Source organism: Herbaspirillum sp. C7C8 (genome assembly GCF_022627875.1).
Taxonomy (GTDB): domain Bacteria; phylum Pseudomonadota; class Gammaproteobacteria; order Burkholderiales; family Burkholderiaceae_D; genus Herbaspirillum.
Genome location: NZ_JABXGG010000007.1, coordinates 149,808 through 164,118 on the forward strand (window position 1 = coordinate 149,808; position 14,311 = coordinate 164,118).

Sequence of the window (14,311 nt, forward strand, 5' to 3'; positions counted from 1 at the left end):
ACTGCGCGCGATCCGCTATCATGTGCATCTCTGCGCATTGACCGGCTGTCCGCAAGGCAAATACCGGGCGCTTCGACCTCCAACCAGACTCCCGATGCACACACGTTTCCCCCGCGCCGAAGCGCGTCAGTTCGACGCGGCGCACTTTCGCCAGGCCCTGTCGCAGTTCGCCACGGGCGTCACCGTCATCACCACCCGGCTGGCCGATGGCAGCCTGCTGGGACTGACCGCCAGCTCCTTCAACTCGGTCTCGCTGGACCCGCCTCTCGTGCTGTGGAGCCTGGGTACGCGCGCCAACAGCCTGCCGGTGTTCTCCGGCAATTCGCATTACGTCATCAACATCCTCGGCGCCGACCAGGCACATCTGGCGCAGCAGTTCGCCAGCAAGATGGAAAACCGCTTCGAAGGCGTGCCCTACTCCCTCTCGCGCACCGGACAGCCCGTGCTGGATGGCGCCTCGGCCTGGTTCGAATGCCACAACCGCAGCCAGTATCCGGAAGGCGACCACGTCATCTTCGTCGGTGAAGTCGAACACTGCGAAGTCGATCCGAAGGCTGCCCTGGTCTTCCACAATGGCCGCTTCGTCAAGACCGAAACATTCTGAACACCAGGGCCGGCGCTGTTGCCGGTCGCATCAATGAAAATGGCGCCCGGATTGCTCCGGGCGCCATTTTTTCAGCCGTGTTGCCGACTTAGAACTTGTAGCCGATCGACAGGAAGGTCACGATCGGATCCAGCGTGATGGTTGTCTTGTAACGCTGTGCACCCAGTGCCGCCAGGGAGCCCGCCGGTTGGGCGGTGATGTCCGCGTCGGTCTTGAGCGGGATGTAGGAAACCGACAGGCTGGCAGACCAGCGATCGTTGAAGGCATAGGTCGCACCACCCGTGAGCACCGGCGCCCACGAGGAGCTCAGGCTGGCCGTGGCCGTGCCGCCGCTGTTGAGCGAAGCGGAATTCTGGAAGCTGCGCGACAGCGACACATCCGAATACCACACATAGGTCACACCCGCGCCCACGAAGGGACGGAAGGCATCATTGGCACCACCGAAGTAGTACTTGGCGACGATCGCCGGGCTCCACTGCTTGGCCTTGCCCAGTTCACCCAGCGCTTGCAGGTCGCCTGTGCCCTTGAGCTTGAATTCCGGGGGAATCCCCAGGTCTGCGGTCAAGGCAAAGTTGTCGGTGAAGAAGTGCGTGAAGGCGATGCCGACCGTATCGGCATCGCTGACCGAAGAGGTGCGGTTCGGGAAGCTGCCGGCGCTGGGGCCATTGAGCTTGGTCAGGCCACCACTGGAATCCTGCGGCGCCAGATGGAACCAGCCCAGGTTGACGATATTGCTGCCCGCCGTCTGCGCCATGGCCGGTACAGCGCACGCCGCCATCACGGACAGGGCGGCGATTTTGGGCAGGAAGGAAAATTGTTTTTGCATTGCTGTCTCCAAGAGTTGCGGGCAGTGCCCGGATTTTTTATTCCCGACGTCTGGCGTCTGACGGGATTGGGTTCACGGCTGGTTACCGTTTTTTCATTATTCTGCGTAAGTTCACGTAACTGATGGATACGCGTTTTTACGCTGACGAAACAAAAAGAACGCACGTGCTATTTCGTGGAGATACTATGCCAGCTTTGTCACAGTTTGTATAGAAGATGTGAAGAGCACGACCGTGCTTGTCTTCTTTTGGCAACCGAGTACTGACCCGAAAGTCAGTACCAGAGCGGCAGACCGGGATAGGGCCGGACAAGGGAGGGACGGCAGCGACCAGACCGGAGGCTTTGCAAGCACGACTTGAGCGCCGTTGCGCCAGTGGCGCGCAATGGCGTGTGCGCTGCTGTGGTGTTGAGGTTCAGCGCTCCAGCAGGCGCGCCAGCACACCCTGCGAATCAAAAGCGGCGCGCCGCAGGCGGTCATTGACGCCCTGCCATTCTGCAGCCAGCGGCAAGGACTCCACCACGATCAGGTCAGCCCCGGCATGATCCATGTCACGCAGCGCGGCGTAGAGGTCATGGGCATAGGCATCGGCGCTCTGGGGCATGGTACGGGTGGCCATCACTGCGGGCAGCTCTTCGCCACGGAATTGGCGTTGAATCAGGGCGAGCTTCTGGCCGATGCCAGCCAGCCTGTGCAACAGTTCAGGGAGCTCGCTCACCGCCGTCTGCACCACCGGCGTATGCGGCGCGTAATGAGCATCGAGCGTCCCCGAAGCACGCGGTGCAGTGGCATCGGGCGTGGCCAGGGGAACGCCCAGTACCGCAGCGATACGGTCGGCGCTGATCTGGCCAGGACGCAGCAGCACCGGACCATGCGTGTCGATGCGGGACAGATCGACGATGGTGGACTCGATGCCCACTTCACTCTGCCCACCATCGAGCACGTAATCCACCAGGCTGTGGGCATCGTTGCCGAATTCCTCGCGCACATGCTCGGCGGTAGTCGGGCTGACATGTCCGAACTTGTTGGCCGAGGGGCCGGCGATACCGCCCTTGCCGCCGCGGAATTCCCGCAGCAGCGCCTGCGCCACCGGATGCGAAGGGCAACGCAGCCCCACCGAATCCTGGCCACCGGCCACGGCATCGGGAATGTGCGCCGCACGCTTGAGAATGAGCGTGAGCGGACCCGGCCAGAACGAGGCAATCAGTCGACGCGCTTCCACCGGTACCGAGGCGGCCCAGTAAGCGATATCAGCTTCGGGCGACACGTGCACGATCACCGGATGATTGGCCGGTCGTCCCTTGGCCGCATAGATGGCGGCAATCGCGGCCGGGTTCTCGGCATCGCCACCGAGGCCGTAGACGGTCTCGGTCGGGAACGCCACCAGGCCACCCTGCTCCAGCTTGCGGGCGGCATACATGATGGCTGCCGCATCGATGGCCGGTGTGGAAGAAGCGCGCTTGTCGTTCATCACCCGCCTCGCTTACAACGTGATGCCAAGGATGGCGCAGGCTGCCGCCAGCTGGCGCTGCGCATCAGCCAAGGTAGCAGCGGTGAAGGTGACATGGCCCATCTTGCGGCCACGGCGCGCTTCGGCCTTGCCGTACAGGTGCAGGTGCGCACCGGGCAGCGCCAGCACCTGATCCCAGGCAGGCTCGCGCTGCTGATCGCCCTCGCCTTCGTACCAGACATCACCCAGGATGTTGAGCATCACCGAAGGCGAATGCTGGCGCGTATCGCCCAGCGGCAGGCGCGCCATGGCGCGGGCCTGTTGTTCGAACTGGCTGGTGACGCAGGCATCGATGGTGTAATGACCGCTGTTGTGCGGACGCGGGGCCATCTCGTTGACCACCAGCGCGCCGTCTTCCAGCACGAAGAATTCGATGCACAGCACGCCCACGTACTGCATCGCACCGATGATCTGCAAAGCCGCCTGCTGCGCACGCTCGGCGGCATCGGCCTTGATGTTGGGGCCGGGTACGGTGGTGGTGAAGAGGATGCCATCGCGATGTACGTTCTCGGCAATCGGATAGACCACGGCCTGACCATCATGCCCGCGCGCCACCAGCACCGAAACTTCATAGGCCAGCGGCAGCATCTTCTCCAGCACGCAGGTCACGCCCTTCATGGCGGCGAAGGCGCTGCGCACTTCCTCCACCGAACGCACGCGCACCTGGCCCTTGCCGTCGTAACCCATGCGGGCCGTCTTGAGGATGCCCGGCAGCAGGTTGGCATCGAGGCCATCGATGTCGGCCTCGCTGTTGATCACCAGGTGCGGTGCCGGCAGCACGCCGGACTGCGATCCGCATTCGGTGAAGAAAGCCTTCTCGGCCGTGCGGTCCTGCGCAATCGACACACCAGACGCAGCCGGTGCCACGAAGGTCTGCGCCGCCAGCGTGGCCAGGCTCCTGGCCGAGACATTTTCAAACTCGGTCGTCACCGCTGCACACAGCGCACCCAACTCCGCCAGCGCCGCACCATCGTCGTAGGCGGCGTTGATGAGGCGGTCCGCCACCTGCCCGGCCGGGCAGTCGGCATCGGCTTCCAGCACGGCGACCTTGAAGCCCATGCTCTGCGCCGCGTGGGCGAACATGCGGCCGAGCTGGCCACCGCCCATCACGCCCAGCCAGGTGGCCGGGGTGGTCGAGGGAACGGCGGGACGAAGGGTGGAGGCGGACTGCTGGGTCATACAGGCAACTTCATGTCGAGGGCGACTTGCGTCTGGGTCTTGCGGAAGGCTTCCAGCTTTTCAGCCAGGGCCGCGTCGGTGGTAGCCAGCATGGCGATGGCGGAGAGCGCCGCATTGGCGGCACCGGCTTCACCGATGGCATAGGTGGCCACCGGAATGCCCTTGGGCATCTGCACGATGGACAGCAGCGAATCCTCGCCACGCAGGTACTTGGAGGGCACGGGCACACCCAGCACCGGTACGATGGTCTTGGCGGCGATCATGCCAGGCAGGTGCGCAGCACCGCCGGCACCGGCGATGATGGCGCGCAGCCCGCGCGCGCGGGCGCTCTCGGCGTAGGCGAACATCTGGTCCGGCATGCGGTGCGCAGAAATCACCTGGGCTTCGAAGGGCACGCCGAAGTCCTTCAGGATGGCGACCGCATTCTGCATCACCTCCCAGTCGGAGGACGAGCCCATGACCACGCCGATCAGCGGTTTGACAGTATCGTTCATGTCCGGTCCTCGTCAGTCCTTGAGCTTCTCGCCGGTCAGGCGTTCCAGCGCCTCGCGGTACTTGGCGCCGGTCTTTTCGATCACATCGGCCGGAAGCGCCGGTGCAGGCGGGGTCTTCTGCCAGCCGTCGACGGTTTCCAGGTAATCGCGCACGAATTGCTTGTCGAAGGACGGCGGCGAGATGCCGACCTGGTAGCTGTCTGCCGGCCAGAAACGCGAAGAGTCCGCAGTCAGCACTTCATCCATCAGGTGCAGCACGCCGTTGTCGTCCAGGCCGAATTCGAACTTGGTGTCGGCGATGATGATGCCACGCGTGGCCGCATAGTCAGCGGCTTCCTTGTAGAGCTGGATGGCGACGTCGCGGATCTTGTGGGCCAGCTCGGAGCCGATGCGCTTTTCGGTTTCTTCAAAGCTGATGTTCTCGTCGTGTTCGCCCAGGTCCGCCTTGGCGGCCGGGGTGAAGATCGGCTGCTCCAGCTTGGAAGCCTGTTGCAGACCGGCCGGCAGCTCGATGCCGCAGATCGCACCGGTGGCCTGGTAATCCTTCCAACCGGAACCGATGATGTAGCCGCGCACCACGGCTTCCACCAGGATGGGCTTCAAGCGCTTGGCCACCACCGCGCGTCCGCGCACTTGCTCCACTTCGGCCGGGCTCACCACGGACTCGGGATCGACGCCGGTCAGGTGATTGGGCACGATATGGCCCAGCTTGTCGAACCAGAAATCGCTCATCTGGTTCAGGACCTTGCCCTTGCCGGGGATCGGTTCATTCATGATGACGTCGAAGGCCGACAGGCGATCGGTAGTCACGATCAACAGCTTGTCGTCGCCGACGGCATAGTTTTCGCGGACCTTGCCTGTGCCCAACAGCGGCAGGGAAGTGATCGAGGATTTGTAGAGACTGCTCATGGTGGTCTTCTCGTAAAGTCAAAAACCGGAATCGCCATTTTCAGGGCGATTCCGGTCGGTGGGGCCTTGCGTCCGGCGTAGGCCGATGAACGCTTGTGCGCTTACTGGACGATCTGTGCCAGTTCGCCGCTCTTGTACTTCTCGGCGATCTTTTCCAGCGAGACCGGCTTGATCTTGCCAGCCTGGCCTTCGCAACCGAAGGACAGGAAACGCGCCTTGCAGACCAGCTTGGCGGCTTCGCGGGCGGGCTTGAGGTAGTCGCGCGGGTCGAACTTGGACGGGTTCTCGAACAGGTAGCGGCGGATCGCACCGGTCATGGCCAGACGGATGTCGGTGTCGATGTTGATCTTGCGCACGCCGTGCTTGATACCTTCCTGGATTTCTTCGACGGGCACGCCGTAGGTTTCCTTCATGTCACCGCCGAATTCGCGGATCTCGGCCAGCAGTTCCTGCGGCACCGAAGACGAACCGTGCATCACCAGGTGGGTGTTGGGGATGCGGGCGTGGATTTCCTTGATGCGATCAATCGCCAGGATGTCGCCGGTGGGCTTGCGCGAGAACTTGTAGGCACCGTGCGAAGTACCGATGGCAATGGCCAGCGCATCGCACTGGGTGGCCTTGACGAAGTCGGCAGCCTGGTTCACGTCGGTGAGCAGCTGTTCGCGGGTCATGGTGCCGTCGGCGCCGTGACCGTCTTCCTTGTCACCCTTCATGGTTTCCAGCGAACCCAGCACGCCCAGTTCGGCTTCCACGGTCACGCCGATGGCGTGCGAGAACTCCACCACCTTGCGCGAGACTTCGACGTTGTACTCGTAGCTGGCCACGGTCTTGCCGTCGGCTTCCAGCGAACCATCCATCATGACCGAAGAGAAACCGGACTTGATGGCGGCCATGCAGACTGCCGGTGACTGGCCGTGATCCTGGTGCATCACCACGGGGATGTGCGGATAGGCTTCCACGGCCGCCGAGATCAGGTGGCGCAGGAAGGCTTCACCGGCATATTTGCGGGCACCGGCGGAGGCCTGCATGATCACGGGCGCGCCGACTTCGTTGGCGGCTTCCATGATGGCGGTGACCTGCTCCAGGTTGTTGACGTTGAAAGCCGGCAGGCCATAACCGTTTTCAGCGGCGTGGTCCAGCAATTGACGCATGGATACGAGAGGCATGATGAAACTCCAGAACGATGAAAAAATCAGTACTCGCCAACGCGCAGGATCTTCAGCGCATTGGTGCCGCCGACCTGACCGATGGGCTCGCCCCAGGTCACGACGATGAGATCACCCTTCTGCACCACGCCTTGGGCCAGCAGCAGATCCTGGGCGCCCTTCAACATGGCTTCGGTGTCGGGCGCCTGGGCCAGCTCCAGCGTGTGCACGTTGCGGAACAGGGCCGCCTTGCGGCGCGTGGCGACATTGGGGGTGATCGCGAAGATCGGGATATCGATGTTGTGACGGCTCATCCACAGCGCCGTCGAACCGGATTCGGTGAGCGCGGCAATCGCCTTCACGCGCAGGTGGTGCGCGGTGAACAGCGCGCCGTAGGCAATGGACTGGTCCACGCGGGTAAAGCGCAGGTTCAGGAAGTCCGCATCCAGCTGCACATTCTCGGAGCGCTCGGCTTCCAGGCAGATGGCCGACATGGCTTCCACGGTTTCTACCGGATACTTGCCGGAGGCGGTCTCGGCCGAGGTCATGACGGCATCGGTGCCATCGAGCACGGCGTTGGCCACGTCGGAGACTTCGGCGCGGGTCGGCACGGCGTTGACGATCATGGACTCCATCATCTGGGTCGCGGTGATGGTCAGCTTGTTGGAGGCGCGCGCCATCTTGATCATGCGCTTCTGCAAGCCCGGCACGGCGGCATTGCCCACTTCCACGGCCAGGTCGCCACGGGCCACCATGATGCCGTCGGAGGCATCCAGGATTTCCTGCAGCAGGGGGATGGCTTCGGCGCGCTCGATCTTGGCGATCATCATCGGCTTGTGGCCGAAGGGCTCACCGGCCACGTTGGAGAGCTGACGCGCCATTTCCATGTCGGTGGCGTTCTTGGGGAAGGACACGGCCACGTAATCAGCCTGGAAGCTCATGGCGGTCTTGATGTCGTCCATGTCCTTGGCCGTCAGCGCCGGTGCGGACAGGCCGCCACCCTGGCGGTTGATGCCCTTGTTGTTGGACAGCTCGCCGCCGATCTTGACCACGGTGTGAATCTCGTTGCCGATCACGCGCTCGACCTTGAGCACGATCAGGCCATCGTTCAACAGCAGGATGTCGTTGCCCTTCAGGTCACGCGGCAGAGCCTTGTAGTCCAGGCCCACGCGTTCCTGATTGCCCATCTGGCAATCGGAATCGAGGATGAACTTGTCGCCGTTGGCCAGCATGATCTTGCCATTCTCGAACTTGCCCACGCGGATCTTGGGACCTTGCAGGTCGGCCATGATGGCGACCTTCTTGCCGCATTCGTCGGCCACTTCGCGCACCAGGGTAGCGCGGTCGATGTGGTCCTGCGGCTTGCCGTGCGAGAAATTGAGGCGCACGACGTCAACGCCGGCGCGGATCATGCGGGTCAGGGTCTCACGGTCGCTGGATGCGGGACCGATGGTGGCGACGATTTTTGTTGCTCTGGACATGAATACCTTCTGGTTGCGACTTGGTGATAGAAGCCCGCTGCCCGGCCCGATGCAGGGCCGATCAGGCGGAGAGCTTCCGCCCCGAACGCGCGTCTCGGACGCGTTCATCATTGGTGGTGCTACAGACTCAGAATCCGGATGGAACAGCCGGGCGCCGCGCCCGGCAACAGGGCGCAGCGCCGGTCATGCTTACTGCGCGCGTTGCAGCAGGATCTCGACAGCCGGCAGGGTCTTGCCTTCCAGGAATTCCAGGAAAGCGCCACCACCGGTGGAGATGTAGCCGACCTTGTCGGCGATGTCGTACTTGGCAATGGCGGCCAGGGTGTCGCCACCACCGGCAATCGAGAAGCCCGGGGAAGCCGCGATGGCGCGGGCCAGGGTCTCGGTGCCACGGCCGAACTGGTCAAACTCGAACACGCCCACCGGACCGTTCCAGACGATGGTACCGGCGCGTCCCAGCTGCTCGGCCAGGGCGGCCGCAGTTTCGGGGCCGATGTCGAAGATCATGTCGTCGTCGGCCACGTCGGCAGCCGCCTTCACGGTGGCCGCTGCGGTCGGAGAGAATTCCTTGCCCACCACGACGTCGGTGGGGATGGGCACCGAAGCGCCGCGCTTGGCCATCAACTCGATGATGGCCTTGGCGTCATCCACCAGGTCAGGCTCGGCCAGCGACTTGCCGATCTTCAAACCGGCAGCCAGCATGAAGGTGTTGGCGATGCCGCCACCGACGATGAGGTTGTCGACCTTCTCGGCCAGGGTCTTCAGGATGGTCAGCTTGGTGGAGACCTTGGAACCGGCCACGATGGCCACCAGCGGACGGGCCGGCTGATTCAGTGCCTGGCCCAGGGCATCGAGCTCGGCGGCCAGCAGCGGGCCGGCGCAGGCGATGGGGGCAAACCTGGCTACACCATAGGTGGTGGCTTCGGCACGGTGTGCGGTACCGAAAGCATCGTTGACGTAGATATCGCAGAGCTTGGCGATCTTTTGTGCCAGCTCGTCGCTGTTCTTCTTTTCGCCCTTGTTCAGGCGGCAATTTTCCAGCAACACGACCTGGCCCGGCTGCACATCCACGCCATCAACCCAGTTGGCGATCAGCTTGACTTCACTGCCCAGCAGTTCGGAGAGACGCCGGGCCACCGGGGCCAGCGAATCCTCGGGCTTGAACTCGCCTTCGGTGGGACGGCCCAGGTGGGAGGTCACCATCACTGCAGCACCTGCCTGCTGGGCCTCGCGAATGGCCGGGACCGACGCGCGGATACGCGTATCTTCGGTGATATTGCCGGCATCATCCTGCGGGACGTTCAGATCAGCACGGATGAAGACGCGTTTGCCTTGCAATTGGCCAGCGGAAATCAGATCGCTCAGTCGGTTGAATTTCATAGGTAGGAATTCGAAGAAGGGGGCGAAAAACGTCGTATTTTACTCCAGCCTGACCCGCTCCTGACGGCTTTTTGGCAGCCTGAACAACATCCGGAGCGGCGCCTGCGGGTCGCGCAAAACTTCACAAGAACCAGCGCAGCAGTGTAAAGAGTGACATTCCTGCCACAATAGTTCCCAAAAGATGACGTGTTGCCAAAAAGAAAGCGCCGGCACCGATGCCGGCCAGCAACTTGGGATTGGCCAGGCTGATCTCGACGGCACCGCCCGTGGTCACCAGATCGGGGAAGATGATGGCCGCCATGGCGGCCGCCGGCGCATAGCTCAGCGCATGCTTGAGCCGAGGTGGCAGCTTGACCGCATGGCCGAACAGGAAGAAACCGCTGCGGGTGATGACGGTGGAAACGGTCATCAGCACGATGGCACCCCAGACATACCACTCATTCATGCTGCCGCCTCCACATCGCCATCATTACCGGGAAGCAATTTGTCGACCAGCATTGCCGTGGCCATGCCCAGCACCATGGCCAGCAACAGGCCCAGTCGGTAGGGCAGCCCCAGCGCCAGCACCGCCACCGTGCCCGACACCACCACGCCGGCCAGGGCCGGCAGACTGCTGGTCATCGGAATCATCACCGCAATCAGGGCCAGGGTGCCGGCAAAGCCGATGTTCCAGCTTTCCGGAATCTGGCTGCCCAGCAGGATGCCGATGGTCGCCCCCAATTGCCAGGCAAGCCAGCCGGGGTAACAGATCGCCGCAAAATAACCGACTTTGCCAGCGGGTTGATGAAACGTAGACGGAGGATAGCGCTGCGGAAAGAAGGCCATCGAGATATCGCCATTGAAGAAGCCGTACCAGACCCGGCGATACCAGGGCAGATGCTCGAAGTGCGGCGCCACCGCAGCCGAGAAGATCACGAAGCGCAGGTTGACGATCATGGCCGTGAAGAACACCACCAAGAGCGGCACCCCGGCCGCCAGCAGCGGCAGCGCGGCAAACTGGGCCGAACCGGCGTAGACCAGGAGGCTCATGCCCAGCGACTGGTAGATCGTCAGTCCCGACTTGACCATGGCCATGCCCGAGACCATGCCCCAGGCCAGCACGGCCGGAATGGTCGAGGCACTGGCGCGCCAGCCTTCCTGGAAAGCTTCCTTCTCGATGCGGCGGGCGGCTTCGGAATCGGGCGCGTGGGTGCGCGGCGCTGCTCCTGAATCGTCCTCGCCTGTCTCCTTCTGCATGCTTGTTCCGTGACGGGATGGATGACGCGACCGGCGTCGGGGCGCGCGGTGATGTGTGCATTTTCGCTCAGTACTTTCATTCTACAGATGAAAGTTTTTACTCGCGTGAATCCGCTAGAATGGAGCTCTTTGCTCAGTTCTTCATGACCGAACTGAGGTCCATTTCAGGAAATCTGCAATCACTGCACAGAGGGAGACCACCATGTCCATGGCTGACCGCGACGGCAAGATCTGGAAGGATGGCGCGCTGATCGACTGGCGAGACGCCACCATCCACGTACTGACCCACACCCTGCACTACGGCATGGGTGTCTTCGAGGGCGTGCGCGCCTACAAGACCCCGGAAGGCACGGCCATCTTCCGCCTCAAGGAGCATACCCAGCGCCTGTTCAACTCGGCCAAGATCTTCCAGATGGAAGTTCCGTTCGACCAGGCCACCCTGGCCGAGGCGCAATGCCAGGTGGTGCGCGAGAACAAGCTGGAATCCTGCTACATCCGCCCCTTGATCTGGATCGGCTCGGAAAAGCTGGGCGTGTCCGCCAAGGGCAACCAGATCCACGTGGCCATCGCCGCCTGGCCGTGGGGCGCCTACCTGGGCGAGGATGGCATCAACAAGGGCATCCGCGTGAAGACCTCTTCCTTCACCCGCCATCATGTCAATGTCTCGCTGGTGCGCGCCAAGGCCAGCGGCTACTACATCAATTCCATCCTGGCCAACCAGGAAGCGCTGGCCGACGGCTACGATGAAGCCCTGCTGCTGGATACCGACGGCTATGTCTCGGAAGGTTCGGGTGAAAATGTCTTCATCGTCAAGAACGGCAAGATCTATACTCCCGACCTGGCCTCCTGCCTGGATGGCATCACCCGCGACGCCGTGCTGACCATGGCGCGCGACCTGGGCATCGAGGTCATCGAGAAACGCATCACCCGCGACGAAATGTATTGCGCCGATGAAGCTTTCTTCACCGGCACCGCCGCCGAGGTCACGCCGATCCGCGAACTGGATCGCCGCGTCATCGGCAATGGCGCCCGCGGCCCCATCACCGAGAAGCTGCAGACCCTGTTCTTCGACGTGGTCTCGGGCCGGGCACCGCAGTACAAGCACTGGCTCACGCTGGTGTAAGCGCGGCCGATCAGCGCGGGTTTTCACGTATCAACTTCAGTCAATTGCAAGCAACGGAGAACAACATGAGCCAAGCTCAAGCATCGCAGGGCGTGATCCTGCTCGAAGGCAAGGACCTCCCGGCCCATTGCCCCAACCCCAGCATGTCGGCCTGGAACTCGCACCCGCGCGTGTTCCTGGAACTGGACGCGCACGGCGCGGCCAAATGTCCTTACTGCGGAACCCAGTACCAGCTCAAACCGGGCACCGTGGTCAAAGGCCATTAAGATTCAGGTTTCGCACCAGACACGAGAGGGCCCACAAGGCCCTCTTTTCATCTGATCCGGAGATTCTCATGTCCCGCAACAAACTGATCCATGGTTCGCCCGATGAAATCGAAGCTGCCTACTACGACGCCCTGGCCCGCGCCGATCTGGACGCGCTGATGGACCTGTGGGCCGATGATGAGGAAATCGTCTGCATCCATCCCGGCGCACAACGCCTGGTCGGCCATGCGGACATCCGCGCCGTGTGGGAAGACATCCTCTCCAACGGCGGCCTGCATATCCGCCCGCGCCAGCTGCACGCCACCCAGAACATGATGACCGCCGTGCACAGCGTGGTGGAAGACATCGACCACGGCGGCGAGCCGCAACCCGACGTGCACGTCATCGCCACCAATGTCTACCTCAAGACTGCCCTGGGCTGGCGCCTGGTGATGCACCACGCGTCGGTAGCCCCCGGTGCGGCACCGGTGGAGCCGGTGATCAGCGGGGCCATGCTGCATTGACGGCGGCCTGATTTATCCACAGGCGCTTGCGCCATCCGATTCCGAGCAAGGCTGCATCATGCTTTACGTCCCGCCCCGCTGGCTTCCCGGCGGCCATCTCCAGACCATCTATCCGTCCACCTTCCTGCCCAAGCCGCAGGTGGCCTACCGGCGCGAGCGCTGGGAAGCCCCGGATGGCGACTTCATCGACATCGATTTCGTCGATGGTCAGCCGGGACGACCGCTGCTGCTGCTGTTCCACGGGCTGGAAGGCTCGTCCGACAGCCACTACAGCCGCGCACTCATGGCAGAGGTAGAGCGGCGTGGCTGGCATGGGGCAATTCCGCATTTTCGCGGTTGCTCGGGTGAAATCAACCTGGCACCGCGCTTCTATCACTCGGGCGATAGCGCCGAGCTGGACTGGATCATCCGTCGCCTCAAGCTGCGCCAGCAAGACCTGGCCGCCACCCACCTGTACGCCTGCGGTGTGTCGCTCGGTGCCAATGCGCTGCTGCGCTGGCTGGGCGAATCGCAGCACGAGGCCGAGATCGTCGATGCCGCCTGCGCGGTATCGGCCCCGCTGGATCTGGCCGGTGGCGGCGCGGCCCTGGCCAGCGGCTTCAACCGGCTCTATACCTGGGTCTTCCTGCGCACCATGCGGCCCAAGTGCCTGGCCAAGCTGGAGCAGTTCCCGGGCCTGTTCGACCGCGATGCCCTGCTGTCGGCGCGCGATCTGTATGCCTTCGACAACGCGGTCACCGCGCCCCTGCACGGCTATCGCAATACCGACGATTACTGGGACCGCGCCAGCGCCAAGCACATCCTGCACGACATCAGCGTGCCCACGCTGGTATTGAATGCGCAGAACGATCCCTTCCTGCCGGCCCGCCATCTGCCACGCTCGGCGGCGCCGGAAGTGGTGCTGGAATATCCCGAACAGGGCGGACATGTCGGCTTTGCCGCAGGGGGGCCGCCGGGCAGCCTGGCGTGGCTGCCGCAGCGACTACTTCATTTCCTCGAAGGCCGGGCCGAGAGTGCCTTCGACGTCCGCCCGGAGCTGGCCCATGGATGAGATCGTCCACCAGGCCATGGCCCGCTGGCCCAACGTACCGCACTGCTTCGGCTGGCTGCGGCTGGACGCGCGCGGCCAGTGGCGCATGCGCGATGAACGGGCACAGCAACTGAAGCTGGCCGGCGATCCGATTCGCCACCCTGCCCTGCTGGCCTTCATCGAACGCAACTATGCCGCCGACGACACGGGACGCTGGTATTTCCAGAACGGGCCGCAGCGGGTCTATGTCGATCTGGAATGGATGCCGCATCTGCTGCGCACCCAGCCCGGCGCGGACCAGAATGCCCCCGCCCTGCTGCTGCATACGCAGGGCGCGGTGGAGCAGGTCGATGCCGCCTGGATGGATGAGCGCGGACGGCTCTATCTGCGCAGTGACCAGATCGTTGCCGGGGTCGATGACCGTGACCTGGCGAGCTTGCTGCCCTGTCTGCATCCGGCCGATCATGCCGACGAAGACGCCCTGCTGCGGTGGCTGGAGGGCAGCGACGATTTGACACTTTCCTTCATCTGGAAGGGACAGGAACTGGCCCTGCAACGCATCGCCAGCGACCACCTGGAAGAAACCTTCAGATTCGTCGCCAACCCCCGCCAGTACTGACTTTCCGGC

The 14,311-nt window shown here is 63.3% G+C and carries 16 protein-coding genes; 6 read left to right on the forward strand and 10 right to left on the reverse strand.

Going from position 1 to position 14,311, the window contains the following annotated elements; all coding sequences use genetic code 11:
• Positions 1-94: 94 nt before the first annotated feature.
• A complete protein-coding gene (locus tag HWE01_RS10955; RefSeq protein ID WP_008325604.1) occupies positions 95-604 on the forward strand; it encodes a flavin reductase family protein in 510 nt (169 codons plus the stop codon).
• Positions 605-692: 88 nt separating this feature from the next.
• Here the strand turns inward: HWE01_RS10955 and HWE01_RS10960 are convergent, their stop codons facing one another.
• The 10 genes from HWE01_RS10960 to HWE01_RS11005 all read right to left on the reverse strand — a co-directional run bounded on the left by HWE01_RS10960 (position 693) and on the right by HWE01_RS11005 (position 10,761).
• Positions 693-1,430: an OmpW/AlkL family protein gene (locus HWE01_RS10960; protein ID WP_241821824.1), complete on the reverse strand. Its 738-nt coding sequence runs from the start codon at positions 1,428-1,430 to the stop codon at positions 693-695.
• 412 nt (positions 1,431-1,842) lie between these two features.
• Positions 1,843-2,898, reverse strand: coding sequence for an L-threonylcarbamoyladenylate synthase (locus tag HWE01_RS10965; RefSeq protein ID WP_241821825.1), 1,056 nt, complete (start codon positions 2,896-2,898; stop codon positions 1,843-1,845).
• 12 nt (positions 2,899-2,910) lie between these two features.
• Positions 2,911-4,116 (reverse strand): 5-(carboxyamino)imidazole ribonucleotide synthase, encoded by a 1,206-nt coding sequence (locus HWE01_RS10970; protein WP_175342643.1) that lies wholly within the window; start codon positions 4,114-4,116, stop codon positions 2,911-2,913.
• Positions 4,113-4,610: a 5-(carboxyamino)imidazole ribonucleotide mutase gene (purE, locus tag HWE01_RS10975; RefSeq protein ID WP_008325593.1), complete on the reverse strand. Its 498-nt coding sequence runs from the start codon at positions 4,608-4,610 to the stop codon at positions 4,113-4,115. Before purE ends, HWE01_RS10970 begins: the two co-directional genes overlap by 4 nt.
• A 12-nt stretch (positions 4,611-4,622) precedes the next feature.
• Positions 4,623-5,519 carry a phosphoribosylaminoimidazolesuccinocarboxamide synthase gene (locus HWE01_RS10980; protein WP_241821826.1) on the reverse strand — a complete coding sequence of 299 codons (897 nt, stop codon included), beginning with the start codon at positions 5,517-5,519 and terminating at the stop codon, positions 4,623-4,625.
• 101 nt (positions 5,520-5,620) lie between these two features.
• Positions 5,621-6,685 carry a class II fructose-bisphosphate aldolase gene (fba, locus tag HWE01_RS10985; protein ID WP_006461735.1) on the reverse strand — a complete coding sequence of 355 codons (1,065 nt, stop codon included), beginning with the start codon at positions 6,683-6,685 and terminating at the stop codon, positions 5,621-5,623.
• Between the two features lie 26 nt (positions 6,686-6,711).
• Complete coding sequence (pyk, locus tag HWE01_RS10990) at positions 6,712-8,145, reverse strand: pyruvate kinase (protein ID WP_008325578.1); 1,434 nt, start codon at positions 8,143-8,145, stop codon at positions 6,712-6,714.
• A gap of 189 nt (positions 8,146-8,334) precedes the next feature.
• The gene (locus tag HWE01_RS10995) at positions 8,335-9,525 is read right to left on the reverse strand and encodes a phosphoglycerate kinase (RefSeq protein WP_241821827.1); all 1,191 of its coding nucleotides are present in this window, start codon (positions 9,523-9,525) and stop codon (positions 8,335-8,337) included.
• Between the two features lie 121 nt (positions 9,526-9,646).
• Entirely contained in the window at positions 9,647-9,970 is a 324-nt protein-coding gene (locus tag HWE01_RS11000) for an AzlD domain-containing protein (protein WP_008325574.1), read from the reverse strand.
• Positions 9,967-10,761 carry an AzlC family ABC transporter permease gene (locus tag HWE01_RS11005; RefSeq protein WP_241821828.1) on the reverse strand — a complete coding sequence of 265 codons (795 nt, stop codon included), beginning with the start codon at positions 10,759-10,761 and terminating at the stop codon, positions 9,967-9,969. Before HWE01_RS11005 ends, HWE01_RS11000 begins: the two co-directional genes overlap by 4 nt.
• A 202-nt stretch (positions 10,762-10,963) precedes the next feature.
• On the opposite strand from HWE01_RS11005, the gene HWE01_RS11010 reads away from it, so the two are divergent.
• The 5 genes from HWE01_RS11010 (at position 10,964) to HWE01_RS11030 (ending at position 14,302) form a co-directional block, all read left to right on the forward strand.
• Positions 10,964-11,884 carry a branched-chain amino acid transaminase gene (locus HWE01_RS11010; protein WP_241821829.1) on the forward strand — a complete coding sequence of 307 codons (921 nt, stop codon included), beginning with the start codon at positions 10,964-10,966 and terminating at the stop codon, positions 11,882-11,884.
• Positions 11,885-11,949: 65 nt separating this feature from the next.
• Complete coding sequence (locus tag HWE01_RS11015; RefSeq protein WP_008325571.1) at positions 11,950-12,150, forward strand: zinc-finger domain-containing protein; 201 nt, start codon at positions 11,950-11,952, stop codon at positions 12,148-12,150.
• 68 nt (positions 12,151-12,218) lie between these two features.
• Complete coding sequence (locus tag HWE01_RS11020; RefSeq protein ID WP_241821830.1) at positions 12,219-12,653, forward strand: YybH family protein; 435 nt, start codon at positions 12,219-12,221, stop codon at positions 12,651-12,653.
• Between the two features lie 58 nt (positions 12,654-12,711).
• Positions 12,712-13,704, forward strand: coding sequence for a YheT family hydrolase (locus HWE01_RS11025; RefSeq protein ID WP_241821831.1), 993 nt, complete (start codon positions 12,712-12,714; stop codon positions 13,702-13,704).
• Positions 13,697-14,302, forward strand: coding sequence for a DUF2946 family protein (locus tag HWE01_RS11030; protein ID WP_241821832.1), 606 nt, complete (start codon positions 13,697-13,699; stop codon positions 14,300-14,302). The genes HWE01_RS11025 and HWE01_RS11030 overlap by 8 nt, the downstream gene beginning before the upstream one ends.
• Positions 14,303-14,311 lie beyond the last annotated feature (9 nt).